Below are 26,261 nucleotides of genomic sequence, written 5' to 3'. Positions count from 1 at the left end.
GGTGAGCACCCTTCCACAGTCCATTCTATTTTGCTGTGACCATAACTCTGTGCGATCCCCTATGGCCGAAGGAATTGCAAAAAAACTTTTTGGTACGGATACTTACCTTCAATCAGCCGGCGTCAAGAACGACCTCGAGATCGACGGTTTCGCGGTGAATGTCTGTGCTGAATTGGGGATTGAATTGTCCCGTCATCGTAGCAGATCATTTGAAGAAATGATGCAATGGGGCGATGATCTTTCATCTTTCGAGATGATCGTCGCCCTCTCTCCCGCCAGCCAACGGCTTGCACAAGAACTTACGCGGACGTCTCACACGGACGTCGAATACTGGCCAATCATGGACCCAACAGGCCTAGGAGAAAGCCGCGAAGATCGTTTGGTCTATTACAGACAGGCCCGTGATCAGATCAAAAGCCGCCTGATTGAACGTTGGGGCGAAGGCGCAAACACAGGTCAATAACGTTCTTGGGATGCTTCACGCACCCAATTCGCAGCTTATTGAACGATTTTCCCTTGAAATTAGGTCTGTTAGGGCGCATTTACCCGCTGTCCGCACTGTCGCGGACCTAAGTGTTGGAGAGAACATGGCCAAGGAAGAACTGCTCGAATTTCCCGGTGTCGTAAAGGAACTCCTGCCGAATGCGACATTCCTGGTCGAGCTGGAAAACGGCCATACGATCATCGCACACACGGCAGGCAAGATGCGCAAAAACCGCATCCGCGTTCTGGCTGGCGACAAAGTACAAGTCGAAATGACCCCATATGATCTGACCAAGGGTCGGATTAACTACCGTTTCAAGTAACGTGGCGCAGGTCTTTTGACTGGGCCCCGTTTAGTTTTAGGCTCCGGCTCGCCTCGGCGACTGGAGCTTTTGGCACAGCTTGGCTTGCAGCCGGATGCTGTGCGCGCGCCCGATATCGATGAAACACCAATTGATGCCGAAAAGCCGCGCGATTACGTGCGGCGCATGGCGTTTGAAAAGGCCCAAGCTTCCGCTTGTGCTGCCGATGAAGTTGTACTTTGCGCCGATACGACAGTCGCAATCGGCCGTCGAATTCTTGGCAAACCTGAAGACGCTACCGAGGCTGAGGCTTTCTTGCGTCTTATGTCAGGCCGCCGCCATAAGGTTATTACAGCCATCGCTGTAAAAACACCGAACGGCATTCAGGTGAAAGACGTCGTAACAGACGTCCGCATGAAACGCCTGAATGACGTCGAAATCGCAGGCTACATTGCCACAAACGATTGGCGCGGCAAAGCCGGTGGTTATGGTATCCAAGGCCCAGCGGGTGCATTCATCCCGTGGATTTCGGGATCCTTTGCTGCTGTCATGGGCCTGCCCTTGGTCGAAACCGCTAATTTGCTTCAATCAGCCGGAATCGGAGTTTGGAAATGAAGGGACGCATGATCGTTCTGGACCACGTTGCAGGCCGCGAAGCCGCCGCATTGCTGGTCGACGGTAAACTACAAGACCTGCTTGTGGACGATGACAGCGCGCCGCGCCCTAGCGCAATCTTTCGCGCTGTGTGTGATCGCCCGCTAAAAGGCCAAGGCGGCATGATCCTGCGTCTACCTGAAGGGGAAACAGCGTTTCTTCGTCAAGGCAAGGGCCTTGCACCCGGCCAAACGATTCTGGTTCAGGTCACAGGCTACGCGGACGATGGCAAAGCCGTTCCTGTTACAGATCGCGTATTGTTTAAATCCCGCTATGCCATTGTCACACCCGGAAAACCCGGAATCAATGTGAGCCGTCAGATCAAAGACGATGAAATCCGCGAACGCGTGCTGGCCTGCGCCCACGAAGTCGGTGTTACGGACGGATTCGGCCTGATCTTGCGATCATCTTGCGCAGATGCCGCTGATGAAGACATCATCGAAGACATCGCCGCAATGGACACGCTTGCAAGCGCCATCATGGCCGACACGGCGGGACCTGTAGAGGCGCTGACCGATGGTGACGGGCCCCACGCCCTCGCGTGGCGTGAATGGGTCGAACCTGCGACCGTCATTACCGAATCCGGTGGGTTCGAAAACCATGGCGTATTGGACCAAATCGAAAACCTGCGATCCGCACAAGTTGGATTGGGCGGCGGTGCATTTATGTATGTCGAACCGACACGTGCGCTCGTGGCTGTGGATGTGAACACAGGCGGTGACACCTCACCGGCAGCAACGCTCAAGGCAAACCTTGCCGCCGCCAGCGCCTTGCCGCGTGCACTGCGGTTACGTGGCCTTGGCGGGCAAATCGTGATCGATCCGGCGCCCATGTCCAAAGCCCACCGCAAACAAATCGAAGCCGCGCTGCGTGGTGCATTGAAGTCTGACGCAATCGACACTGCACTGGTTGGCTGGACCCCACTTGGCCACTTTGAACTGCAGCGAAAACGCGAACGTTTGCCGCTTGCGCCACTGCTTGACGCCGTACTGTCATGACCTGCCCGATCTGCGCCAAAGATACTGCAGCTGAATACCGACCGTTTTGTTCCAAGCGTTGTGCGGATGTGGATTTGGCAAAATGGCTTGGTGGTGACTACGCCGTGCCGTCACAGAATCCCGACGACGCTGACGATCTATTAGATGCTTTAGAAAAAGCCGCCGAAGAGCCAAATGAAGACCCTGATTTGCCAAGACTTTCATAAGACTGCAAAGTCATTTCAATGAATGGCAACTTGGGGCTGGACAGTCCCGAACTAGCCGCCTAAAACGCGCTCACCCAAGGGGTTAACCCCTTCCAGTGCCTGGGTAGCTCAGGGGTAGAGCAGTGGATTGAAAATCCTCGTGTCGGCAGTTCGATTCTGCCCCCGGGCACCATTTTACAACCTAGCGATTTCAATACGTGTGATGTTTCGAACTGAACGCTGGTTTCCGTGGTTCGCCCCGCACACCTCACCAAAAACATCCGTACAGTCGAACAAGCGCCTAAGCTCAACTCGCGCGACGCTTGAATTCCCGCCAGCGCTTAGCCGCGGTCAATTCGCATTGCCCGTTAGATGCGAATTGCGGAACAATAAGTCCCTTCCATTTCCTGACTAAATCTGTCAGAAATATTCCACCTAGCCTTCTGCGCCCGGCAAAATCAAAATCTTGAGCCCCGGGCAAAGGGGCCACATGCAGTTTTCTGAACTGCAGTAAGCGTTAGGGGCTTATATGAAAAATCGAACTGTTGCCGAATGTGGCCGCAAGATGCACGAAAAAGACAGCCATTTATCTGATCTGGATATGCCGTTTAGCCATATGGCTGTCCTACAGATTATGCGCCTTTGTATGCAAAGCGTCGCGCACCCACCCTCTATGGCATGGATGGCTGTCCTACCCGGCGCTGACGAGGCTTTCGGCACCACCTACGGGCCACAGATCGCAGCACGTACGTTAGAAACGCTGCAAGCTGTACGACTTTCACGCCGATCCTTGTTTGGCTTCAACAGTCCGACGTGTCCTTCATGTTGCCAAATCGTAACCGAGCATGAACGACGTTTCATGACCGCGCTCGAATGCGTCAGAATCGGCGCGACAGGCCAAGCGAAATTAGAATTGATCATGTTGTGTGAAGGGAACGATGTAACTCCCGCACTTAACGCAATAGATTACCTGAACAGGTTAATCGTGGATTTTCTATGCACCGACCTTCAAGCACCTCACATCTCGAAAAGTACAGTACGGGGATGTTTGTAATGAGTTCGGCACCGATCACATCTGCGAACATTGACCCTGAAATTCGAGCCTTGCTTCCAGTACTCCGTCATCACTTGGCGGCCCTTCAGGGCGCAAGCCCATTGTCATGGCGATTGGCATTTAGCGTGGCAGAGGAACGTTGGGGCGAAGGCCGCGGCCTCGCACTCGCGCACCGCAGTCAGGTGTTTTTGTCGGCGCTGCTTGCTTCGCGATGTGTGCCCCTACAATGCGTTGATCCTTTGGACATCGATGAACGGCACACTCTAACCGAAGACGAATTCATCTTAATGCGCGCTCTATCGGGAATGCGTGAAGACAACGCTCCACTCGCACGCGACTTGATCTCGGACTTGACGGGCGGTCGCGTGACCGCTGCAACCGTCAAAGCAGGGCTGACACTCGTTCATTTATTGAGTGCACCATTAACATCGATCCGGCGCCCAACCCCACCCAAACTGCGGGCCGTGAGCTAAACCAAACCGACAAAGAAGGTAACAAAGATGGCGACCCCCCCCAAACGCGCACCGCGCATCATGCACGTCTCGACGAAGACGTGGGTTACACGAAACATGATCCGCGTGACCTGCCATGCAGATTGGATCAAAACGTTAGATGCTGGGATCGAGGGGGCGCATTTCAAACTGTTCATCCCAAAGCCAGATCAAACAGACGCAGCATTTGTAACCGAGCTGGAAAACGGCCCACGGCCAGATGTGCGCACCTACACTATTCGCTATATCCGTCCAGACCTTGGGGAGATCGATATTGATTTCGTAGACCACGGTGATGCTGGCCCAGCGAGCGCATGGGCCCGCAGATGTGTGTCTGGAGACCTCGCTGGGTTCGCGGGCCCTGGTCCGATCAAGTTGAAAGAATTCTACGCAGACGCCTACATCGTAGCCGCAGACATGTCCGCCCTGCCCGTGGCCGCTGCAACGTTAGAAGCAATGCCGCGCGACGCAAAAGGCGTCGCATTTTTGGAAATCACCACCCCCGAGGACCAGCAAAACGTCGCAGCACCCAAAGGTGTCGATGTACATTGGCTAATTCATTCAGACCCCCATCAACAGGTCACGCAATCCGTTGATCTCATCGCAGCATTGCCCGAATTCACCGGCCCCGTTCAAACCTGCATCGCTGGAGAAAGCAGCATGATCAAAGCCCTCCGCGAAGAAATCATCAATCGTCGCGGTGTCCCCAAGAGTGATGCCTATATTTCAGGGTATTGGAAAATTGGGCTCGTGGAAGATGAACACCAAGCAGCAAAACGCGCGGAAGCTGTGTAATGCAAACAGGTCCGTTCTGACGTCGAAAGTATGACCATTACGATTGTTCGGCGCCCGTAACAACACGGGCGCCGATTGCTTTTAGAACGCGTATTCTACGCTTAGACCGAAGGAACGGCCTTCTTCGTAATTCGGTTCAACGGACGCAAAATCCTGACCGTAAGTCGCACGTGCGACATAGGCCTCATCAAAGAGGTTGTTCACTTCTGCGCGCACTGTGAGCCCGTCAATATTGTTGGGGCGGTACTCAGCAAAAGTGTTCACAACCGTGTAGCCAGCAATATCGACCGAGCTGGTATAGACCGTGTCGGTCAACGTGAAGTCCAACGCATGTTGGATATCCCCACCGATGATCAAACCATTATTGAACTGGTGCGCGGCTTGAACCGACAGCATCTCTCCCAAAGGAATGGTCAGGTAATTGGCAGTATAGGAATCCGCGTTCAATCCGTTCACTTCGGTGTCTGTGTTAGCGTATCCAACTCTAACAAATCCGCTGTCCCAGTTGCTGGAAAAGCCCAACTCGAAACCAGTGGCTTCGACGTCGGCAGTTAGTGCGGGACCACCGCCCCAAGTCGCTGCACGGGAATTGTCGATCTGGGTTGAGAACAGTTTCCCGTCAAAGACACCCCAACCAGCCTTATAGCTTGCGGCAAGATAGAAGTTGTCAGCAGTGACATCTTCTATCTCAGCTACCGAGTAGTCCCATCCAGAGTTCAGGATATAGTTTTCAGCAAGCTCGATGCCGCCCCAAACATGGGAATAGCCTGCGCTCAACGTCAGGTTATTGGTAACATCAACCTCACCGCTCGCGTTAAATGACAGACCGCTAGTTGACTGCTCAGTTCCATCAACTCCAGTGAACCGTTGGAAATCCGCCCGAACGCCCGTGGACAAGCGTGTATTCAATGTGGGTTCCATTCGCAGTTGCGCAAAGACGCCGATGTTAGTTAGTTCTTCTCCTGCGGTATCGTTCCATGATGGGTTCGCTGAGTTTTCGTAATTCAAGAACGTTTCATCCGAGAAGAAGTCGACGCCTGCGTTCACCTCACCAAGCGCGAGCTCGAATGAATTGGAAATTTCTCCGTTCAGGCTTGAGGTTTCACCTTCGCTGTAAGCAGTGGTGCTGAGGTTCAACTCGTCGTTTATGAGCGTCGTACCGCTATAGGACAGACGGAACGTCGGATCCCAATAGGCTGTCGGCTGGACCGTTGTATATTCAAAGCTAAGGTTCGTGCGGGTCAGATCATACGACCGCGTTTCTGGTACCGGACGCCCCCCATTAATAAATCCGATGTTTGCACGGTAGGGACGCAAGGCATCATCCGCGACCTGTTCTAACGCGAGTTCAAAACGGCCGCCTGTCTCTGTTTCATATGCAACTTTGCCTAGAAGGCTGGTCAAATTTGTTGTGGACCCAAGGATCGCATCTCCGTTGCCGTCTTCACGATCGTTGCCCGTTGCAAAACGCGCAAAGGCGAGCGCTTCAAAACGGCCTTCGCGGGCAAATGTTGTCAGACTGTTGGTAAATACGTCACCGTTGGAATCGTATTCTGTTTTGAATGCTCCACCAAAATTGTCGCCCTCGTCCAAAAGGTCCTCAACATCGACGGTTTCGTATTCCAATGCCCCTGCCAATGCACCTGGACCTGCATCCGCTGGCGCGACACCGGGATCAATCCGCACCGCTTGCAGCAAGGACGGGTCGATCAACGTGGTCGTGTTGTGGTGAAAAATGCGGTTGTTCTGACGCGCGCCGTCAATCGAAATCGCAAGGTTGTTCTCTTCGATCCCGTTCACATATAGCTTTTGCGCCATCGGGATTCCGCCGCCGACGGACAATGTTGGCTCGGCCGCGAACAGTTCAGATAAATCAGCAGGGTTGCTCAACGCCAGTGCTTCACTGGTGATTGAAACACCGTCTTCGGCTTCAGGGTTCAGAGGCGCGGAGACAAAGATCGTCCCTAGAAAGACGCGTTCTTCGCTGAAGTCGGTGGTTGCCGACAGGTCTTGTGCCCATGTCGCCGCTGGGCCCATGCCCAACATAATACAGGTCGATAATTTTAGAAATTTCATAGGATATCCCCCAAGAATCATTGCTAGGGGGCTGGGTGATCCTTGCTGCCTATTAGGGCCCATTAATGGGAAGTTTCAGACGAGGACAATACAGGTGTTAAGCATAAGGTAATATGTTGTAATCACGACACAAATGAAGAATCTATCGCCCCTGAAACTGGATCGAGAACGACGTTTGCGCGCCAGCAGGAGGGGCAGGAAATGGGGCCGCTCGGCGGACGTGATTTATAGCAATTCTATCTAACTCAGCATCACCCGAACTTCGCCCAATTCCCACCGATGCCAACTGCCCCGATGCACCAACACGAAAACTAACGACCGCAACACCACGGGATCTGGTGTTCTCGCGGCGGGTTCGGCTAATTCGGCGCATCACGACGTTCCCGTAATTGGCAGCCGCTTGGCGCGCGGCCGCAACCGCAGCTTGGTCGACTTGTTGGCCTTGGCCACTTTGCGTTGCTTGTCCCGTACTTTGCGTTGATGCGACGGTCCCCCTGCGCGCATCTTGGTTGGCATTTCCTTGCGGAGCCGCTGGCGTTTGCCGCACCTGTTGAGTCGCACGTGGCGGCGGCGGTGGTGGCGTCTGTCCTAGATTGGCCGGACGCCGCGGTGGTCGCACGGTATCTGATGTGACTTCGTTGACCTCCACATCGGGCAACGCCTCGATGACCTGCGGTTGAACGCTTGTGATTTCTGTAGGCTGAATTGCCGAAACCGGTGCCGGCGAGACGGGTGCAATTTCCGCGACTGAAACTGCTGCAACATCGGCAAGCATCTCGCTCAATTCTTCGGGTTGCAATTGCAGACCGGGGTCGGCGACGTCGACATTCGAACGGGTTGGCGTGGGGGCGACGGATGGCGCAGGGGCCGCATCTGCCTGATCCGTTACCTTGGACGGCTCAGAGGTGTCAGGCTCTGACGTTTCGATCCCTTGAACCATGTCGGCAAAACTATTGCCTTGCGCCATCAACGCCGGAGGCGGACCTGCTTCGGATGGTGAATTGTCTGGCACAGCCATCGCCAATACGAACGCCCCGTGGACCATCACAGAGACGGCAAAAAATGCGACTGCAGATGCGCGGACGTTCATTGATCCAAACCTCGTTCTGTGACCAACCAAACTGTCTCGGCCCCCGCTCCGCGCAGTTCAGCAACGCGCAACATCAAGGTTTTGGCGGGCACTTCGCGATCCGCAACCAAACGCATATCCGGCCCGTTCGGTCCGTCCAAAGAAGCGTCGACAGCCTCCTCTGCGGTCACTTCGGCGCCACGCAGGAACAGCGCTCCATCGGCGCGCAATACGGTGGTGTCTGGCGGGGCTCGCCCTTCCAGTTCTGCGGTATCAATCAAACTGATGTCATCATCCAAAGTCGGGGCCAATGCCCCTGCGATCATGAAAAATATCAGCATAAGAAAGACGATATTGATGAGTGCAATTGTCGGTTCTGAATGGGTGCGGCGCGTGGATTTCGTCAAAGGCATGGCTTATTCCAACACAACGACAGAAAGATCGGGCCGCGCGGCAAGAACAACCAACAGGTCAACCAAGCGCTGCGACGTGACAGCATCACGCGGCGCAATCACCAATTGCTGCCCTTTGGGTGGAGCAATGGTGTCGATCTGATCAATCACGTCACTCAACGTATAGTCGTGACCGTTCAGCTCCACGCCATTTTCGCTTAATCGGATGAATAATGGCGGGGCTTCAGCTGTGTTTGCCCCCTGTCCTGCACGCGCGCCCGTCAACGGAATTTCCGCGAACCGCGTAAACGTCGAACTCAGCATAAAGAACAGCAGAAGCAAGAAAATGACGTCGATCAGTGACGTCATCGACACCTGTTTACGTCGCAATGTAGCTGCACGAAGGGCCATTTAGATCACCCTGCCCGCGCCGCAAATTTGGATTCAATCGCGCTTTCGGCCAGCACCCGTTCACGGGCGACGCGGCTGTCAAAGAACGTCAAAACCAGCGATGTCGGCATCGCAACCGCCAGCCCTGCGGCGGTTGTAAGCAACGCCACCCAGATACCGCCGGCAAGCAGTGACGGGTCAACCGAATTACCCGCCTGTTGTAGCGCTTGGAAGGCATCAATCATCCCCAACACGGTACCGAACAGGCCCAGTAGTGGCGCAATTTGCGCGATGCTATCCAAGACGCGAAAGCCGGTCTCCAATTTCGCAATATGTGCGCTGGCTTTTGCTTCGATGCGGGTTTTCGGGCCGTTCACTTGGCGGCTTTGCAAAGCGTCCGATAACGAGTTCCGGCTTTTTGCCAAGGCCGTTTCTGCCACGTCTTGGTTACCAGCATCCCATTCAATGATCGCTGTTGTGATTTGAGCATTGCGACCTACACCAAGTCGATAGAACTGCCATATCTTCCAAAGGATCACGCCCAAGGAAAGCACCGACAGTGCCAACATCAAAACAACGACTGGTCCGCCAAGATCGTAGATGGACTGCAACTGGGTTTGTATACTCGCAAAAATGCTCACCCCAAGATCTCCACATCAATTCGCGATGAATAATCCAAGGCGTCTAGACAGGTTGCCGTTTCAAGACCTTCGCCGGAACATTTTGCTACGGCGTTGATCAAAACTTGCCCCAGATCGTCACATGTTAAGGACGGAACATTGAACTGCCGCACACGTGGCGTTCCGCTTGGAAGGTCGCGCATGTCAAACAAGGTCAGGCGATCAACACCCCCTTCTTTGGTCAAAAGCACAGTTTCAAACACCAACGATTCCACGTCGGCGTCAAAGCCATTCGTCAACATAAACGTCAGCTGACAGGCCCCTTCCAGTTGCAAGGTGCTGTTCACTTCGACGCCAATCGAGGGAGCCGCATCTGCGGCTCCCTCTTGGGCAAGGATCGGTACGGGCAGCGCCACGAGGAGTGCGGTTGCCAATGCCAAACCTATTTCGGTTCGGTTTGTTCTCATCATCAAAACTCAAATGTTCGGGTTAGGCTGACTTCATAGGATCGGCCTTCACCTGCATCCCCTGCCAGCGCGTTTTCATACTGGGTGTCCAGTACATTGTTGACGCGGAAACCAACCTCGTAAGCTTGGAATGCGCCGGATTGCGGCTGCCAATCCACGAACAGGTCGTGAACCGCATAGCCGTCATAATCATCACCAGCACCATAACTGATGTCGTCGTAGAATGCGCCCTGCCAACCATATTCTAGGCCGCGTTGTTCATGGCGCCCGCCAACCGTCAGGCTAAGGTTTCGAGCTGGAATAGATGACAGTGTTTCGCCTGTATCCTGATCTTCGCCGCGAACGTCAGAATAGGCTGCACGCACGAACATATTGTCGGCTTCGTATGCAGCTTCGACTTCCAGACCATAGATTTTCGCCGCATCTACGTTTTCGTAATACGCCGTACCTGCGGTGCTATCACGAGAGATCAGGTCATCGACTTCTGAGTAGAAGAATGTGGCCTTAACATCCAAAGCGTCAGATGGTGTGAAAACACCAAAATACGATGCACTTGCGCCGAATTCTGCGCTGGCGGCCGTTTCGGATGCCAGATCTGGGCTATTTGGTTCATCCGCGTCAGACGAGAATATTTCATCCAAAGTCGGTGCACGTTGAGTACGCGCGATGGAGCCAAAGACAGCATATGTGTCATTGATCTGATAGTGAGCGGCCAGTTTCGGGGACACGGCGACTTCTTCGAAATCTGCAAATGCGAGATCATCACCCGCTTCCAAAGAGACAAAGTCAGCGCGTACGCCAGGGATAATTGTCAGACGATCATTAATTATGAATTCGCCTTGGGCATAGACGCCAATCTTCGTGTCCGTCCCTTCAGGGTGATATCCCAAGCCACCAAGTTCTGTTTCCGCGACCCGTTCTTGTTGTGAAAGCTGAACGCCTGCCGTGACATATGCCAAATAGTTTGCACCGCTGAACTCGGATGTGTTTTCCACTTTCAGGCTGGTTGTTTGGTAGCCGTACTCAGCATCACAGAACAGGCCAGCCGTCATACAGGCAGGCCCAAAAGGCGCAGAGGAATCAGACTGAATAACGTCGGTGTCTGAAAGACTCAGCACCACATCCAGATCCAAAAGGTTATTCCCCAGCATTGGATTCTCATAGCGGATTGCCAGCGTTTCATCCGTGATATCACGGTCAATCGTGCCAAACCCGCTTGTGCCAGTTTGGGAATACTCAGTGTCGTCCAGGTCGCTGTTCCAACGCGTATAAGACACGGTCAGCGCTTGCGCGTTGTCGTCACCAAACGTCAGTCGCGATTTCACTAGACCGGAGATGGAATCGAACTCTGACCCTGCAATCTCATTGCCATCACCGTCCGAATAGTTGCCAGCGGTCCGGTAATTAAGGGCGAAAAGATAATCGAGGTTGTCAGCGACCCGTTCCGCCACAATCACAGACGCAGCCATTTCATCGGAGTTGCTGCCGTAGCTGAGACGCGTGCGAACTGCCGTATCGCTCTCTCCCAAGAAGTCAGATGCATCTTTGGTCTCAAAGTTGATAACCCCGCCCAAAGCACCCGCACCATAAAGCGTAGACGACGCGGGCCCGCGTAAAACTTCGACCTGACGGTAAAGTGCTGGGTCCGAGAAGAACGAACCAAGGCGATACTGTTCATAGAACTTAGTCGCGCCATCAACTGTGATAATGATCCGAGATTCGTCAGACGCCGCAAGTGCACCAACCCCACGAATGTTAAAGGACTCGCCACCGACCCGGCCGGACCCAATCGCCTGAACCCCCGGCACGAGATCGAACAGCTCGCCTACAGTAGTGGCTTGAGCTCGGTCGATCTCGTCCTCGTTCACGACCGTTACGGCCTGTGGCGTATCAATTGCGACACCTGACGTACCCGTGCCCAAAACAATCCGTCCCAGCGGTGTTTCAGTGGTGTCTTGAGCAGTGGCTGGCGTCCCAGCCAATAGTGTTACGGAACTGAGAATAGTAGCGCTCAGCAAAGCGCGTTTTAAGTCTGTCATCGTTTTCCCTCGGCCAATATGGCGCGTCGTTGCGTCCTAGCTGGCCGAGGTAAATCGATGGCTTGCTTAGATTTTGATTTTAATCTCTTGCTGCTCCTAATTAACCTGATTAAAACAGTCAAGTAATGAAGAGCTAAAAAATTAACCTTCCAGCCAGCCGTCTGCGCCAGCCCCTTAGTTCCAAACAAAACCAAGAGGACTGCCAAATGGCCATGACCTTCCCGTCCCCCGAAGAGATTCGGGCGTACCTGAACGACAACCCCAAAAAACGTGCACGCGATGCCGCTGACGCATTGAACACAGGCGAGGCCGCATTGTTGGCCGCCCAAGGTGCAATACCGATCAACCCCAACCCTGATGCTGTCATGCCTGCGTTGAACGCAGCGGGATCTGTCATGGCTTTGACGCGCAACGAAAGCGCCGTGCATGAAAAGGATGGCGTTTACGAAAACTATCGTGGTGGCCCACATGCTTCTATGGTTATCAACGATGACATCGACCTCCGTATTTTCCGCAGCCATTGGATTCATGGTTTTGCGCAAACCAAAGATACGGAAAACGGGACGCAACGATCGATTCAGTTTTTCGATGCTGCCGGCGACGCCGTGCACAAGGTCTTCGCGCGAGAAGAAACCGACGTCGCGGCGTGGGACGACATGGTGAAACAGCTATCCAAGGGCGATCAGGCCGCGACCCTCGAGCTTGCGCCACGCGCGCCCGTCGAGGGCCCGAAAGCCGATCCCAAAAAGGCCGAAGAGCTACGCACAGCATGGTCGCAGATGACAGACACCCACCAATTCATGCGGTTGACCTCACAGCTTAAAATGAACCGATTGGGAGCTTACCGCATTGCGGGGAAACCCTTCGTGAGACCTTTGGCACCTTGGGCGTTGAACGACGCAATTGTGGCGTTAGGCGAGGCTGATACAGAAATCATGCTGTTCGTGGGCAATCGCGGCTGCATCCAAATCCATACCGGCCCGCTAAATACCATCAAGCCGATGGGGCCTTGGCAAAACGTATTGGACCCAATGTTCAACCTGCACCTGCGCACCGACCACGTGGCCGAAGTCTGGGCCGTGGAAAAGCCAACGAAACGTGGCATGGCGATTTCCATCGAGGCTTTTGACAAGCACGGCATGTTAATTCTGCAAATGTTCGGCCGTCACCGCGAAACGGATGAGGTGGACCACACCGGTGCTTTCAAAGACCTGATCAAGACGCTCCCAGAACTTCATTTGGAGGACGCATAAGTCATGAAAAACCTATTCCTGTCCGGTGCGACCGCACTTATGTTCCCCGCATTTTCTATGTCCGTCTTCGCTGAAGAACGCGTCTTGTCGATCGGTGGGTCAATCACAGAAATCGTTTTTGCCCTTGGTGAACAGGACCGCTTGATCGCACGCGACACGACATCCAGTTTCCCTGCGGTTGTCGAAGACCTTCCTGATGTGGGCTATATGCGCGCTCTCTCCCCTGAGGGGGTATTGTCCGTCGATCCGACCCTTATCATCGCCGAGGAAGGAAGCGGCCCTTTTGAGACGATTGAAGTGTTGGAAGGCGCGAACATACCCTTCGTCACGATCCCGGATGGGTTTGATCGCGCAGCCGTCGCAACCAAAATCCAAGCCGTCGCACAGGCCCTAGGCGTTCCAGATAAAGGCGCCCAACTGGCGGCTGAAGTCGATGCGCAGCTGGCGGCATTGGACACGAACGTGGACGCCCCATCGCGCGTGATGTTTATCCTATCCACCCAAGGTGGGCGGATCATGGCGTCGGGCACGGATACCGCAGCCGACGGGATTATCGCGCTAGCTGGTGGCATCAACGCAGTCACTGGCTTTGAGGGCTACAAACCTTTGACCGACGAAGCTGTGACTTTGGCTGCCCCCGACGTGATCGTAATGATGACGAGCGACGGCGATCACGGTTCAGCGGATCAAGAACTGTGGTCTCATCCCGCAATATCGACCACCCCCGCGGCGCAAACCCAATCCCTCGTACGCATAAACGGGCTCTTGCTGCTGGGCTTTGGTCCTCGCACGCCAGAGGCTGCAGCGACATTGCACTCTGCGCTCTACGGCGAGGGTTAATCGATGGCGATCATTGAAGCTGGGATACCGTTCCCTCCCAGGCAAGCTGGGGACCGCAGCGCACAGGCGATGGCGGTTCTTGTACTTTGTGCCGTTCTGCTGCTTGTGATGATCATCGCCAGCCTTACGGTTGGCGCCTCAGGGACGTCCCTACTTCAATCCCTGTTTGCATGGGCATCCGGGGAACCGATCGGGTTGCGCGAAAAGGTCATCTTGTTTGACATCCGCGCACCCCGCACATTGCTTGGGGCACTGGTCGGCGCATCCTTGGCGGTATCGGGCGCAGTTATGCAGGGATTGTTCCGTAATCCGCTTGCAGACCCCGGATTGGTTGGTGTCAGCGCGGGAGCGGGCCTTGGCGCGATCATGGCGATTGTTCTGGGTGGCATGTTGCCCCCCGCTTTCGCGGTACTGACAGGCATGTACACGGTCCCTATCGCAGCATTTGCCGGTGGTTGGTTGTCCACCATCTTGCTGTACCGTGTTGCAACACGAAAGGGTCGCACATCTGTTGCCGTTATGCTCTTGGCCGGTATCGCCTTGGGCGCATTAACGGGCGCGATTGCCGGAGTAATGGTCTACATGGCCGACGACAATCAGCTCCGTGATCTGACATTCTGGGGGCTTGGGTCATTGGCCGGCGCCACATGGACCAAACTGTTTGTTGCAGGCCCACTTATCGTATTGGCCTTGGCAACCACCCCGTTCCTCGCACGCGGGCTAGACGCGCTGACCTTGGGCGAAGCCACCGCAGGACATTTAGGTATTCCAGTTCAACGCATGAAAAACGTAGCTATCCTAACGGTCGCGGGCGCAACAGGCGCAGCAGTCGCCGTGTCGGGCGGCATCGGTTTCGTAGGCATTGTCGTGCCCCATTTACTGCGCCTTTCAATCGGGCCAAGCCACCGTTATCTGCTGCCCATTTCCGCCCTTTTAGGTGCCGCCTTTCTGCTTGGCGCAGACATGATTTCACGGACCATCGTCGCCCCCAGCGAACTGCCCATCGGTATCGTCACGGCCACCATTGGCGGGCCATTCTTCCTTTATGTCTTGCTGCGTAATCGCGGCCTCTTGGATATGTAAACGATGCTTAACGCGACAGATATCGAACTATCTATTGGTAAAGCACCAATCCTACACAACGTTGAGTTTCAGGCTCAATCTGGGCAATTGACCGCGATTGTTGGCCCCAACGGATCTGGTAAAACGACACTTCTTAAGGCGATGACAGGCGACCTGCCTTATAAGGGAATTGTCACGCTGGATGGGACAGATGTACAAGCCATTCCCGCGCCCTCGCTTGCCGCTCGCCGCGCCGTCTTACCGCAAGCAGCGGGCCTCGCGTTTCCATTTACAGTGCTCGAGGTTGTGCGCCTTGGCCTGACGGCAGGGCTTGGGGCGCAAGACAGCAGCCTCCCCCAGCGCGCGCTCGCCCATGTGGGGCTGGCTGGCTACGAGGGACGGCTGTATCACGCTTTGTCAGGGGGCGAGCAACAACGCTGCCAGTTGGCGCGCGTGCTGGTGCAAGTCTGGGAACCGACACGCAATGGCAAAGCATCTTGGTTGTTTCTAGATGAACCAGTTTCTGCGCTCGACATCGGCCACCAGCTTGAAGTGATGACAATCGCACGACGGTTTGCCGACGCAGGTGGCGGTGTGATTGCCGTCATGCACGACTTGAACCTGACGTCTATGTTTGCCGATAGTATACTGTTGATGAACAGTGGCCGCACCGTCGTCCAAGGAAACGCCCAAACTGTGCTATCAGACGAATATCTGTCACGGGCCTACGGGTGCCGGGTTCGCGTAAATGTAGCGCCGTTACATATTCAGGATGCACCCTACATACTGCCCCATATGGCCGATCTGATCTAGACCATTACGATTGGCAGGCCATCAATATGCTGAATGTCTGCATCAGTTTGAAACACATCACGCAACAAGTCTGACGTCACCGTTTGGGCAGGCGCTCCCTCAACCGCGATTTGCCCGTCGTGCATTGCCACAAGCCAATCGGCATAGCGGCTCGCGTAATTGATATCGTGCAAAACAATGACGATGGTTTTTCCATGATTATCGGCAAGATCGCGCAACAATGCCATAAGCGAGCGCGCCCCCGCGATATCGAGATTGTTCAATGGTTCATCGAGCAACATATACTCGGTGTCCTGCGCAAAGGTCATAGCAATTTGCGCCCGTTGACGCTGCCCGCCTGACAGTTCATCTACGGATCGTTTCGCCAAACCTGTCAGTCCGAAAACGGCCAGCGCATGTTCAACCGCAGCTTCATCATCGGCGGTAGGACGACCTTGATGATAGGGGTAACGCCCGAATGAAACCAAATCCCGCACACAAAGCCGCGGCACCTGATCAGGCATCTGCGGCAGGATCGAAAGATGTTTGGCCAGTTCGCGATTTGAACAGGACCCGACAGTCAAATTGCCAACGATTACTGACCCGCCTTGCAGCTTTTCCAGCCGCGCGATCAACGACAGCAGGGTCGACTTCCCTGCCCCGTTCGGACCGATCAACGCAGAGATTTTTCCGCGAGGCAAATCCAGCGAAATATCCGTTAAGATTGGCGCACCGCCTATTTGATGGGAAAGGTTGCGAATAGAAATCATCTGCGGTGCCCCTTCAGAAGCAGGATCAAGAACAATGCGCCGCCCAACAGGTCAATCACCACCGACAACGGCGTCGACAGTTTGAACAAGCGTTCTAATATCGTTTGTCCACCGATCAATGTGATCGCGGAAATCAGCCCTGCGCTGACAAACAACACCCCGTGCTTTTCAATAGGCGTCACCAACCGCGCGAGGCTAACGACCAGCAGTCCTAAGAACGCCACAGGCCCAACCAACGCGGTCGACACCGCGACCAACACGGCAGTTAAGACCAAGGCCTTCATTTGTGTGCGTCGTAAATCGACTCCTAGGCTCACAGCCGCCTCGCGACCGAGTGTCATCACATCCAAGGCAAACCGCATACGCCACGCCAAACCCACTCCAACGCAGCACACCACGGTGGCGATCATTAGTAAGTCGGTCTCGATCTGGGCAAATCGCGCATAAGACGCGCCTTGGATGACAGAGAATTCGTTTGGGTCGATCATCCGTTGCATAAAATCCGTCAGGGACCGGAACAATGCGCCCAGAACGATGCCCGTTAGGATCATCCGCATCAGGTTGCTGTGCGCCGAACGAAGAAGTGTTGAAAACAATGCCAATGCTGCCAACGTCATGGCCGACGCTGTGACGGCAAAAATGATCTGGTCCGACAAACCAACAAAGGCCATCCCCCCTAGAAAGAAAACAGCGCCAGTTAAAATCATCACATAGAGCGCATCAAACCCCATGATTGACGGTGTCAGAATACGGTTCTGAGACACCGTTTGAAACAGCACAGTGGATGTCGAAATCGCAAAACCCACGAGGATCAATGCCGCAAGCTTGGTTCCACGAAACGGGATCACAAAGCTAAGCGGTCCGCGTGCACCAATGGTCATGTAGCCAATACAGCACAGACACAAAATCACAGCCAGCCAGATCAAACGACTACGCATATCGTGGTGTCCGGTACAGCAACCAAAGAAAGATAGCGGCGCCGACAACGCCCAACACTGTGCCGACGGGAACCTCAAACGGAAAACGGATCAAGCGACCTGCGATATCTGAACCCAACGTCAAACTAGCTCCCATCATCGCCACCAATGGCAAGGTCCGACGCAGGTTGTCCCCAAACAACCGCGAGATAATATTGGGCACTACAAGTCCTACAAACGGGATGATTCCGACAGTTACGACGGTCAACGCCGATATCAATGAAATGGCGATTAGCCCAACTAAAACGACCTGTTTGTAATTCAAGCCCAATGACGTGGTTACGGCCTGCCCCATCCCAACGATTGCAAATTGATCTGCTGCAAAATATGTCAGTGCGGCACCTGCAGCCGCCAGCCACAATAACTCGTATCGTCCCCTCAGGACGCCCGAAAACTCACCATTCAACCAAACAGAAATGAACTGCAGCAGGTCAGCCTGATAGGCAACGAAAACCACTGCCGCCCCGATGAGCCCGCCATAGACGAGGCCGATCAATGGAACCAACAGTGGCTGGGTTGGTGGCAAACGGCGGACAATGGCAAGAAACCCAAGACTGGTCACCAGCGCCGTCACTGAGGCCAAACTCATCTTTAGAAATATCGAAGCCTGCGGGGTAAGAATGGTTACCACCAAAATGCCCAATGCTGCGCCCTGCCCAGTCCCAGCGGTCATGGGTTCTACGAACCTGTTACGCACCAGCATTTGCATTACACAACCAGCAACGGCCAGCGTTCCACCCGCAATCACGGCGGCGATCGTACGTGGGAACCGGCTAATCCCGATCAGGCGTAATGCCTCGGGGTCGCGCCAAAGATCGCCAAAAGACAGATCAATCACGCCCACGAAAATCGAGATGAATGACAAAAAGGCGAGCGCAAAACCGCCCGCCCAATACCAGCGTGTCATCGGCATTTAGTCCGCAAACGTCGTCGCAAACTGGTTAACGATCTGTGTCATAGACTGAATGCCACCGCTGGAAATGTAGACATTGGCACTGTTCAGGTAGATCACGTTGTGGTTCGCCCATGCGGCCGTTTCGTGAACCAAAGCGTTGTCCAATGTCACAGCTGCTACATCTCCTTCTTGGCCAATAGCGGCGGCACGGTCGATCACGATCAATACATCCGGGTTGGCATCACGGATAAATTCAAAGCTGATCGCTTCGCCGTGGGTCGCCTCTTCGACGGCCTCGACGGCTTCGGGGATTTCCAACGCAGTGTGCAACCAGCCAAAGCGTCCATTGGCACCATATGCCGAAACGGTTGGTCCATTCGTCATGACGATAAGTGCACTGCCCTCGTCGGCCATAGCTACTTTCGCGGCTTCGAGGTTCTGCTCAAATGCGGATAGCAAAACGGCCGCTTCGGTCTGCTTTCCGAAAATCTCACCGTATGCGTTCAATCGCGCTAGGCCCTGACCAACGGTATCTTCCCAAATTGTCATGTCGATTGTCGGCGCGATTTCTGCCAGGTCGGGCGCCACGCGTGATGATCGGCCACCTGCGATCAACAGATCATATCCACCCGCTGCTATCGCCTCGAAATCGGGTTCAAACAATGTGCCGACGCTTGCAGCGCCTTCTGCCGTGTCGGTGACATAGTCAACAAACAGCGGCGAAACAACACCCGCGACTTCGACGCCAAGCGCGTCCAATGTGTCCAACGCAGCAATATCAAACACTGCGATGCGATCAGGCAAGACAGATACCTCCGCAGTACCTGTGTAGGTGTCGATTTCTACCGTTTCCCCAAATGCGGGTGCGGTCACAACAGTTAGGGAAAGTGCCAATGCACGAAACATATCAGTCATCCTTTTGATTGAAGGCATGGCTGACCAAAATGGTTGGCTTTGCAGATTGATCCGTGAATAGAACTGCATTTTTCCAAAGTCCAGAGGGATAAGCCCCCTTGCTTTACATTTCCGACTAATTTAATCAGGTAATCTAAAGCCGGTCCTAGCCAACCTACTTGGAGAGCCCAGACCAGAACCACTCAGGAGATACGTCATGGTCTGGCGAACACAGAAACCACCGACTCAACCAACGGCGAAAGCGCCCATGTTGGACAAGAACGAAGTACTTGAAACCATGCTTGGTGAAGGCGGGCCATCGTCGGGCTTTGCCGAACTTATACTGGACAGGTTTTTGATCGAAGGACGTTTGCAATGACAGACATCGCAGTTCCGACCGTAGTCAACGAAGCCCCCCGCCCCAAAACATATGACGCGCAAGAGTTGATGCCCGATGGGCGTCCAGCCTGCATCGTTTTGGGCGATCAATCTTATTTTCTGCGCATTACGCGCGCGGGAAAGTTGATCCTCACCAAGTAGCTTACCCCGCGACCTGACACCCAGCATCAAGTGGCAATACGGCTGCTTGCCAAGCAAGGAAAACCGAATGCCTAAAACGCCCAGCCCTTGCATTGATGTGTGTAAGTTCAAACGAGAAGGCCATTGTCTCGGGTGTTCTATGACAAAAGAGCAAAAGTCTTTGTTCAAAGAGCTAAAGAAAAACAAAAGTCGTGAAGCCTTTGTTGAAATGTTGATTCAACAACAGGACAGACTGGGAAAATACAGCCATTGGCCAACCAAATATAATAAGAAATGCACAAAGAAAAAGGTCAAGCCAGTCGCCGCGATACAGGGCTTGGCTTGACCTCGCTTGGGTGGCTGCCGGGCTTGCTTGCTACCGCATAGGTGGCTGGCTGGCTCGGTGGCTTCCTTTGCTTTATGACCGCGAAGAAGCGGTTTTAGCTTAGATGGGCCCGCAAGAACCACGCAAATTTTTCGTGCGTTTGACCGCGTGCGATACAAAGGTCTTCGGTTAGCGTATCGCCATGATCCGCTGCAATCGCGCCCGCGCCGGCCAATGTCGCCGCTAATGTTTCCTGGGCGATCTGCATCGCCTTTATCATTTCTTTATCCGTGGCGTGACCGTCATGTTCTTTGACCTTTGAGCGCGCCAACATACCCGCAAGCGTTCCTTCGGCGTGAGCATCAAGGGCCTTAACCCGTTCAGCAAAATCATCTTGCGCAATGAAGTGGTCTTCGTACATCTTCTGGAACAACTCATGCAGGGGACCGAACCCCATGCCGGTTACGTTCCAGTGAAAATTCTGCGCCAGCATCGTTGCGACCGCCGTTTCGGCAACGGACTGGTTGAGGGCTTCAACAATGGCGTTTTTTGCATCTGTAGACAGCGCTGCTGCGGTCTGTGTCATCTCTTTACTCCTGCGAATGAAAAGCTGGCTTGCGACAACGTCACTGGCTTGCTGTCGTCAAAATTAACGTCAGCAATTTAGAATGCAAGAGTTTTTAGAATAATTCTAATTCAGGGAAAAACAGTCAACTATTCTCGTGACCAGAAAGGCAACCAATCTTCGGTTTTCGTGGGCAACGCGGGACCGAAGCAAAAAGGCCCGACTTAGATCGTCCGAAATGGCGCAAGCCTTTCCGAGCTGAACCAGCCATTGCTCATCAAACGTCATTTCCTTTGCGCCCGGTGCCAAGAGCCGTGCCGGTTGCCCCAAAGCTTGAGCCAGACACCGCATCAATGCCTCTGAGTGGGCAGTTTGGTTGTCTGTGCGGGAAACCTGAAGCAAAGCACAAGCTTGAAACAATTCTGTCTGGGGCTTCGCCCGACATTTCATGGCGGTGAACCTAAGATGGTTCAAAAATGCGATGGCCCCAACATCGTGGGGTTGCTCCGACACCTCTTCTAGAATTTCAATCTGTCGAAGTCGTATCATGAGGGCCCTGTTTGCAAAAAATTATTATCACACCCGCATACCTGACTATTACTGTCGGAAATTACAAGCCCAACCAACACGTCCCTTTCAACATTTCGAAAAGGGCCCCCATCAAAGGGGGGAAACGCTGTCGGATATGTCATGCGTGCAGGCTACGATCTCCCGCCGATGAACAGTTATGTTGGGTATGCCGAGGCCATTTCAGTGGGCTTGGCACTTATCTCGCGCGCCAGTGATCGAGAGTTAATTCGTGCAGCCCGTCTCGAAAAGTTGGTTTGTTCTGATGGGTTCTATGACGTTTCGATGACATTTGAGTAACGGCACCATGAAGAGTCGCGCAGCCCTGAGCGTTGTTACAAAAACTCTATGAACTTTTCACAAATCCGTCACGCCGCACCCGTAGCCCACGCCAAGTGCAGACTGATCTGCATATCTTTCAGGTGGATTCCAAATTTCACCAAAGAAGATTTTCCGTTTCAGGGCAGCGCTTTACGCCCCGAAAAATAATGTGCGCCATGGGGCGTGCAAGACATCACACCGGAGTACGATCATGAAGAACATCGCGATAAGCTCAGCTGCTGTGCTTAGCATGTTGGCAAGCACGGCGTTTGCCGAAACCGAAATCACTTGGTGGCATGGCATGGGCGGCGCGCTTGGCGAGACTGTCAATGAAATCGCCGAAGGATTTAACGCAAGTCAAGACGACTACACCATCACGCCCGTATTCAAAGGCACCTACGAAGAAACCCTTACGGCGGGTATTGCCGCATTCCGTGCGGGTGAACAGCCCAACATCATGCAGGTGTTCGATGCCGGTGCCGCCACCGTGATCGCAGCCGAAGGTGCTACCATTCCAGTGCAAGACCTACTGGAAGCCAATGGCGTGGGCTTCGACATCGAAGACTACATTTCAGGCGTTCGTTATTTTTACGCAGACGTCGACGGTAAGATGATTGGGATGCCGTTCAACTCATCCTCGCCAGTCATGTATTACAACATGCAGGCCCTAGAAGCGGCTGGCGTTACGCCGCCAGCCACTTGGGAAGAGTTCGAAACGGTCACAGCACCTGCACTGAAAGACGCGGGCTACGTTGCACTGTCCCAATCCCACCTGCCGTGGATCTTCGTCGAGAACTTTATGTCTCGCAATGATCTGCCGTTCGCGACCAACAACAACGGCTATGACGGCGCTGAGGGCACCGAAATCCTCGTCAATGTTGATCCGCTAAAGGCGCATTTCACAGCGGTCACAGAATGGCAGGACGCAGGTTACTTTGAATGGTTCGGCACAGGCTGGAACGATAACCAAACGCCATTCGAAAACGGTGAAGTTGCGATCTGGCTCGGGTCTTCGGGTTCATTCGGTGGGCTGTCCCAACTGGACCTCGATTTCGATTTCTCGACGACGTATCTGCCGTATTGGGAGGCCGTCACAACAGAGCCAAAGCAAACCTTTATCGGTGGCGCGGCATTGTTCGCGATGTCCGGTCAACCTGACGAAGAAAATGCTGCCACGGCTGCGTTCTTTGAATACCTGACCTCTCCCGAGGTGCAGTACATGTGGCACCGTGAAACTGGTTATGTTCCTGTAACCGAAGAAGCCTACGAACTGGCAAAAGCAGACGGACACTATGACCGTTTCCCAGCTGCTGAAACTGGGATCTTGCAATTGTCCCTAGACGCGAGCGAGAACACACGCGGCTACCGCATGGGGTTTTACGTCCAAATCCGCGACGTAATGAACCGTGAATTCGGCCGCATCCTGACAGGCGAAACATCCGTAGATGACGCATTCGATATCATAGAAGCCGATGCGAATGGCCTTCTGACGCGTTTCGCGCAAACACAGAACTAAACCATTCCGGTTTGACCTTGGCGGTCGCACATACGTGCGGCCGCCCCCATTTCAAATACCCCCGAGGACATCATGAAACGAGCAGGCTTCACCACGCGGTGGCTTCCTATTCTATTGCTACTACCGCAATTGGTAATCATCGCCGTGTTTTTCTACTGGCCCGCGGCCCATGCAGTACAGTCGTCTTTCTATCTGGAAGATCCATTCGGGTTCGGTTCCAGTTTCGTGGGGTTCGACAATTACACCCATCTTGCGCAAAGTTCCGAATACGCCCGCATCGCAAAATTCACCCTGCTGTTCACAATCCTCGTGACGTTCTTTTCGCTGGCATTGGCGCTGGTGCTGGCCGTCAAAGCCGACAATGTGATCCGCGGCGCAAAGACCTACCGCACCTTACTGATGTGGGTTTATGCTGTGGCGCCACCCGTAGCGGGCTTTATCGGGCTGCTGATGTTGAACCAAACGTGGGGCCCACTGGCCGAACTGGCCAAATCCGTTGGCTGGGATTTCAAGCTAGGTGTCAATTTCGCAGATACTGCCGCCGCCATGGTTTTGGTCTCGGTCTGGAAACAGGTTCCCGTCAACTTCATCTTCTTTCTGTCCGGCCTACAATCCATTCCCAAGTCAGTCCGCGAAGCCGCTTTGATCGACGCCAAATCGTCCTTTCGTCGATTTTGGGACGTGACATTCCCGCTGCTGGCACCAACCGGTTTTTTCCTGTTGGTCATTAACATCACCTACGCACTGTTTGACACCTTTGGCGTCGTCGATGTGTTGGTCAAAGGCGAGCCGGGCAACAACCCAATGACCCTAGTTTATAAGGTTTACGTCGACGGCTTCCGTGGCAATGACATCGGCGGTTCCTCGGCGCAATCGGTGATCCTGATGGTGCTTGTCCTTGCGCTGACGATCTTTCAGTTCCGGCTGATCGAACGCCGCATCCACTATACATAAGGGGCCGGATCATGACCGAAACCACCCATATTCCCGTCGCCAAACGCCGCCTGAAATGGGGCCGCGTGCTGGACCATTCGATCCTGATCCTTGGGGCCCAGTTTATGCTGGTGCCATTGCTGATGGTTTTGCAAACGACAACGACGACCGACCTTGAAACGATCCGCAATGGCCCTGAATTTATCATCGGCGACCAGCTTGATGATAACTTCCGCGCTGCCATGTTCACCGCATCCGGTTTTTCGGGCGAAAACACCGGTCTGCGGATGCTGGCTAACTCAATGATCCTTGGGATCGGCTTTGCCTTGGGTAAGATCGTGATTGGGATGATGGCCGCCTACGCGCTGGTTTACTTCCGCCTGCGTTTTGCGACCTTTGCTTTCTGGCTAATCTTTACGACGCTGTTGTTACCACTCGAAGTTCGCATCCTGCCCTCTTACGAGATTGCGCAAAGACTTGGATTGTTGAACACTTACACTGGCCTGATCCTTCCGCTGATCGCCTCTGCGACAGCGACCTTCTTCTTTCGACAGTTTTTCCGCTCCGTCCCAGAGGAGTTGGTCGAAGCCGCACGCATCGACGGCGCGGGCCCCGTCAAATTCTTCATCGACATCCTTGTGCCGCTGTCCCAAACCATGATCGCTGCAATGTTCATCATAATGTTTGTGTTCGGTTGGAACCAGTATCTTTGGCCGACAATGGTGACCACAGACGAAGGTATGTACACCCTCGTGCGCGGTATTAAGCAACTTACCCAAGATCTCGAGGGGACAAGCATCCCCGAATATGGCCGTGCCAACATGCTGGCGCTGATCGCGATCCTGCCACCTGTGCTGGTCGTAATTATTTTCCAAAGCTGGTTCGTCAAGGGCCTGACTGAATCCGACAAATAGGACGAATAAAATGGCGCAAGTCTCGCTTAACAAAATCCGCAAAGTTTACCCAAATGGTTTTGAGGCCGTTAAACCCATCAGTTTCGATATCACCGATGGTGAATTTGTTGTGCTGGTCGGCCCGTCTGGTTGCGGCAAATCCACCCTCCTGCGCATGGTCGCCGGTCTCGAGGATATTTCCGAGGGCGCGCTGTCCATCGGAGATCGCAATGTGAACCACGTCGACCCCGCGGATCGCGACATCGCAATGGTATTCCAAAACTACGCTCTTTACCCGCATATGACCGTGCGCAAAAATATCGGTTACGGGCTGAAGAACCGCAAAATTGCCGCGCACGACATTGAGGCAAAGGTGCAAGCAGCGGCCAAGATGCTCAACCTCACCGATTATCTGGATCGTAAGCCGAGCCAGCTGAGCGGCGGTCAGCGACAGCGTGTTGCCATGGGGCGCGCTGTGGTCCGCGATCCAGCGTTATTCCTGTTTGACGAACCCCTGTCTAATCTGGACGCCAAATTGCGCCACCAGATGCGCATCGAAATTAAGGCCCTGCAACGGCGTTTAGGCGTGACCTCGATCTATGTGACCCATGATCAGGTCGAGGCAATGACAATGGCGGATCGTATCATCGTCCTGAACAATGGCCAGATTGAACAAATCGGCACGCCCGCTGAAATTTATCACAGACCCGCATCCACCTTTGTGGCCAGCTTTATGGGCGCGCCACCGATGAACCTAATTGCCGCGCAAGGGCACGATGGCCGCATCATGGTTGGCGACATGGCTTTGGCGTCCAACAATATCATAGGTCCTGTCACCATGGGCATCCGTCCCGAGGATGTAGAAATTGGTCCCGATTGCGAAATCCCGTTCACGGTCGACATCGTCGAAGAACTGGGTGCACACCGGCTGTTGCACGGGCAAGTCGACGGGCAAGATTTCACCATCCATGTGGCCAAAGACGTCGCGCTCTCAGCCGGCCCGATCCGTATGACGATCAAACCCGAAGCGATGATTTTGTTTGACGCGCAAACTGGGCTAGCACTGTGATCACCACTTAGCCTGTCACGCGAGTCCTGATCTGTACGGCCAAGCAGGAGCGTAT

Annotated in this window: 32 protein-coding genes and 1 tRNA gene; 21 read left to right on the top strand and 12 right to left on the bottom strand. The window is 54.1% G+C overall.

Features of this window, described 5'->3' with window-relative positions:
- Position 1: 1 nt before the first annotated feature.
- From L0666_RS10445 to L0666_RS10405, 9 genes are all read left to right on the top strand, one after another.
- Entirely contained in the window at positions 2-463 is a 462-nt protein-coding gene (locus L0666_RS10445; RefSeq protein ID WP_235261248.1) for an arsenate-mycothiol transferase ArsC, read from the top strand.
- 124 nt (positions 464-587) lie between these two features.
- Positions 588-806 (top strand): translation initiation factor IF-1, encoded by a 219-nt coding sequence (gene infA, locus L0666_RS10440; protein ID WP_008186030.1) that lies wholly within the window; start codon positions 588-590, stop codon positions 804-806.
- A gap of 15 nt (positions 807-821) precedes the next feature.
- On the top strand, positions 822-1,400 hold the full coding sequence (locus tag L0666_RS10435; RefSeq protein WP_235261247.1) for a Maf family protein: 579 nt from the start codon (positions 822-824) through the stop codon (positions 1,398-1,400).
- Positions 1,397-2,437 carry a ribonuclease E/G gene (locus L0666_RS10430; RefSeq protein ID WP_235261246.1) on the top strand — a complete coding sequence of 347 codons (1,041 nt, stop codon included), beginning with the start codon at positions 1,397-1,399 and terminating at the stop codon, positions 2,435-2,437. Before L0666_RS10435 ends, L0666_RS10430 begins: the two co-directional genes overlap by 4 nt.
- A complete protein-coding gene (locus tag L0666_RS10425) occupies positions 2,434-2,643 on the top strand; it encodes a DNA gyrase inhibitor YacG (RefSeq protein ID WP_216037500.1) in 210 nt (69 codons plus the stop codon). Before L0666_RS10430 ends, L0666_RS10425 begins: the two co-directional genes overlap by 4 nt.
- A 97-nt stretch (positions 2,644-2,740) precedes the next feature.
- A tRNA-Phe gene (locus L0666_RS10420) sits at positions 2,741-2,815 on the top strand.
- A gap of 336 nt (positions 2,816-3,151) precedes the next feature.
- Positions 3,152-3,676: a hypothetical protein gene (locus tag L0666_RS10415; protein WP_235261245.1), complete on the top strand. Its 525-nt coding sequence runs from the start codon at positions 3,152-3,154 to the stop codon at positions 3,674-3,676.
- The gene (locus L0666_RS10410) at positions 3,676-4,149 is read left to right on the top strand and encodes a hypothetical protein (protein ID WP_235261244.1); all 474 of its coding nucleotides are present in this window, start codon (positions 3,676-3,678) and stop codon (positions 4,147-4,149) included. Before L0666_RS10415 ends, L0666_RS10410 begins: the two co-directional genes overlap by 1 nt.
- A 27-nt stretch (positions 4,150-4,176) precedes the next feature.
- On the top strand, positions 4,177-4,962 hold the full coding sequence (locus L0666_RS10405; RefSeq protein ID WP_235261243.1) for a siderophore-interacting protein: 786 nt from the start codon (positions 4,177-4,179) through the stop codon (positions 4,960-4,962).
- 81 nt (positions 4,963-5,043) lie between these two features.
- Here the strand turns inward: L0666_RS10405 and L0666_RS10400 are convergent, their stop codons facing one another.
- From L0666_RS10400 to L0666_RS10370, 7 genes are all read right to left on the bottom strand, one after another.
- Positions 5,044-7,038 carry a TonB-dependent receptor domain-containing protein gene (locus L0666_RS10400; protein WP_235261242.1) on the bottom strand — a complete coding sequence of 665 codons (1,995 nt, stop codon included), beginning with the start codon at positions 7,036-7,038 and terminating at the stop codon, positions 5,044-5,046.
- A 142-nt stretch (positions 7,039-7,180) separates the two neighbouring features.
- On the bottom strand, positions 7,181-8,128 hold the full coding sequence (locus L0666_RS10395) for an energy transducer TonB (protein WP_235261241.1): 948 nt from the start codon (positions 8,126-8,128) through the stop codon (positions 7,181-7,183).
- The gene (locus L0666_RS10390; RefSeq protein ID WP_235261240.1) at positions 8,125-8,520 is read right to left on the bottom strand and encodes an ExbD/TolR family protein; all 396 of its coding nucleotides are present in this window, start codon (positions 8,518-8,520) and stop codon (positions 8,125-8,127) included. Before L0666_RS10390 ends, L0666_RS10395 begins: the two co-directional genes overlap by 4 nt.
- 3 nt (positions 8,521-8,523) lie before the next feature.
- The gene (locus L0666_RS10385) at positions 8,524-8,910 is read right to left on the bottom strand and encodes a biopolymer transporter ExbD (RefSeq protein ID WP_235261239.1); all 387 of its coding nucleotides are present in this window, start codon (positions 8,908-8,910) and stop codon (positions 8,524-8,526) included.
- A gap of 5 nt (positions 8,911-8,915) precedes the next feature.
- On the bottom strand, positions 8,916-9,530 hold the full coding sequence (locus tag L0666_RS10380; protein WP_235261238.1) for a MotA/TolQ/ExbB proton channel family protein: 615 nt from the start codon (positions 9,528-9,530) through the stop codon (positions 8,916-8,918).
- The gene (locus L0666_RS10375) at positions 9,527-9,979 is read right to left on the bottom strand and encodes a hypothetical protein (RefSeq protein WP_235261237.1); all 453 of its coding nucleotides are present in this window, start codon (positions 9,977-9,979) and stop codon (positions 9,527-9,529) included. Before L0666_RS10375 ends, L0666_RS10380 begins: the two co-directional genes overlap by 4 nt.
- Positions 9,979-12,015 carry a TonB-dependent receptor domain-containing protein gene (locus tag L0666_RS10370; protein WP_235261236.1) on the bottom strand — a complete coding sequence of 679 codons (2,037 nt, stop codon included), beginning with the start codon at positions 12,013-12,015 and terminating at the stop codon, positions 9,979-9,981. The genes L0666_RS10375 and L0666_RS10370 overlap by 1 nt, the downstream gene beginning before the upstream one ends.
- Positions 12,016-12,221: 206 nt before the next feature.
- Here L0666_RS10370 and L0666_RS10365 point away from each other — a divergent pair, with 206 nt between their 5' ends.
- Genes L0666_RS10365 through L0666_RS10350 form a run of 4 tightly spaced genes read left to right on the top strand, consistent with a single transcriptional unit; the run spans position 12,222 to position 15,983 of the window.
- A complete protein-coding gene (locus L0666_RS10365; RefSeq protein ID WP_235261235.1) occupies positions 12,222-13,268 on the top strand; it encodes a hemin-degrading factor in 1,047 nt (348 codons plus the stop codon).
- A 39-nt stretch (positions 13,269-13,307) separates the two neighbouring features.
- A complete protein-coding gene (locus L0666_RS10360) occupies positions 13,308-14,108 on the top strand; it encodes a heme/hemin ABC transporter substrate-binding protein (protein WP_235261429.1) in 801 nt (266 codons plus the stop codon).
- 3 nt (positions 14,109-14,111) lie between these two features.
- A complete protein-coding gene (locus L0666_RS10355; protein WP_235261234.1) occupies positions 14,112-15,191 on the top strand; it encodes a FecCD family ABC transporter permease in 1,080 nt (359 codons plus the stop codon).
- 3 nt (positions 15,192-15,194) lie between these two features.
- Positions 15,195-15,983 (top strand): heme ABC transporter ATP-binding protein, encoded by a 789-nt coding sequence (locus L0666_RS10350; RefSeq protein ID WP_235261233.1) that lies wholly within the window; start codon positions 15,195-15,197, stop codon positions 15,981-15,983.
- Here L0666_RS10350 and L0666_RS10345 read toward each other — a convergent pair.
- Genes L0666_RS10345 through L0666_RS10330 form a run of 4 tightly spaced genes read right to left on the bottom strand, consistent with a single transcriptional unit; the run spans position 15,980 to position 19,510 of the window.
- The gene (locus L0666_RS10345; protein ID WP_235261232.1) at positions 15,980-16,732 is read right to left on the bottom strand and encodes an iron ABC transporter ATP-binding protein; all 753 of its coding nucleotides are present in this window, start codon (positions 16,730-16,732) and stop codon (positions 15,980-15,982) included. The genes L0666_RS10350 and L0666_RS10345 overlap by 4 nt on opposite strands.
- Positions 16,729-17,670, bottom strand: a complete 942-nt coding sequence (locus L0666_RS10340; protein WP_235261231.1) for an iron chelate uptake ABC transporter family permease subunit — start codon at positions 17,668-17,670, stop codon at positions 16,729-16,731. Before L0666_RS10340 ends, L0666_RS10345 begins: the two co-directional genes overlap by 4 nt.
- The gene (locus L0666_RS10335) at positions 17,663-18,616 is read right to left on the bottom strand and encodes an ABC transporter permease (RefSeq protein ID WP_235261428.1); all 954 of its coding nucleotides are present in this window, start codon (positions 18,614-18,616) and stop codon (positions 17,663-17,665) included. The genes L0666_RS10340 and L0666_RS10335 overlap by 8 nt, the downstream gene beginning before the upstream one ends.
- Before the next feature lie 6 nt (positions 18,617-18,622).
- Entirely contained in the window at positions 18,623-19,510 is an 888-nt protein-coding gene (locus L0666_RS10330; RefSeq protein ID WP_235261230.1) for a siderophore ABC transporter substrate-binding protein, read from the bottom strand.
- Between the two features lie 205 nt (positions 19,511-19,715).
- On the opposite strand from L0666_RS10330, the gene L0666_RS10325 reads away from it, so the two are divergent.
- From L0666_RS10325 to L0666_RS10315, 3 genes are all read left to right on the top strand, one after another.
- Positions 19,716-19,877 carry a hypothetical protein gene (locus L0666_RS10325; protein WP_235261229.1) on the top strand — a complete coding sequence of 54 codons (162 nt, stop codon included), beginning with the start codon at positions 19,716-19,718 and terminating at the stop codon, positions 19,875-19,877.
- A complete protein-coding gene (gene hemP, locus L0666_RS10320) occupies positions 19,874-20,038 on the top strand; it encodes a hemin uptake protein HemP (RefSeq protein ID WP_235261228.1) in 165 nt (54 codons plus the stop codon). The genes L0666_RS10325 and hemP overlap by 4 nt, the downstream gene beginning before the upstream one ends.
- 67 nt (positions 20,039-20,105) lie before the next feature.
- A complete protein-coding gene (locus L0666_RS10315; RefSeq protein ID WP_235261227.1) occupies positions 20,106-20,363 on the top strand; it encodes a DUF1289 domain-containing protein in 258 nt (85 codons plus the stop codon).
- Positions 20,364-20,457: 94 nt separating this feature from the next.
- Here L0666_RS10315 and L0666_RS10310 read toward each other — a convergent pair whose 3' ends face one another.
- A complete protein-coding gene (locus L0666_RS10310) occupies positions 20,458-20,928 on the bottom strand; it encodes a Dps family protein (protein ID WP_235261226.1) in 471 nt (156 codons plus the stop codon).
- Positions 20,929-21,597: 669 nt separating this feature from the next.
- On the opposite strand from L0666_RS10310, the gene L0666_RS10305 reads away from it, so the two are divergent.
- From L0666_RS10305 to L0666_RS10285, 5 genes are all read left to right on the top strand, one after another.
- Entirely contained in the window at positions 21,598-21,774 is a 177-nt protein-coding gene (locus tag L0666_RS10305) for a hypothetical protein (RefSeq protein WP_235261225.1), read from the top strand.
- Positions 21,775-22,006: 232 nt separating this feature from the next.
- Positions 22,007-23,311, top strand: coding sequence for an extracellular solute-binding protein (locus L0666_RS10300; protein ID WP_235261224.1), 1,305 nt, complete (start codon positions 22,007-22,009; stop codon positions 23,309-23,311).
- Between the two features lie 72 nt (positions 23,312-23,383).
- Entirely contained in the window at positions 23,384-24,265 is an 882-nt protein-coding gene (locus tag L0666_RS10295; protein ID WP_235261223.1) for an ABC transporter permease subunit, read from the top strand.
- An 11-nt stretch (positions 24,266-24,276) separates the two neighbouring features.
- The gene (locus L0666_RS10290) at positions 24,277-25,158 is read left to right on the top strand and encodes an ABC transporter permease subunit (RefSeq protein ID WP_235261222.1); all 882 of its coding nucleotides are present in this window, start codon (positions 24,277-24,279) and stop codon (positions 25,156-25,158) included.
- A gap of 10 nt (positions 25,159-25,168) precedes the next feature.
- Positions 25,169-26,206 carry an ABC transporter ATP-binding protein gene (locus tag L0666_RS10285; protein ID WP_235261221.1) on the top strand — a complete coding sequence of 346 codons (1,038 nt, stop codon included), beginning with the start codon at positions 25,169-25,171 and terminating at the stop codon, positions 26,204-26,206.
- The last annotated feature ends 55 nt before the right edge of the window (positions 26,207-26,261 follow it).

Source organism: Octadecabacter algicola, assembly GCF_021532625.1.
Classification (GTDB): domain Bacteria; phylum Pseudomonadota; class Alphaproteobacteria; order Rhodobacterales; family Rhodobacteraceae; genus Octadecabacter; species Octadecabacter algicola.
The sequence above is the reverse complement of the archived record's forward strand: the minus strand, read 5'-3'. Positions and strand labels throughout refer to the sequence as shown.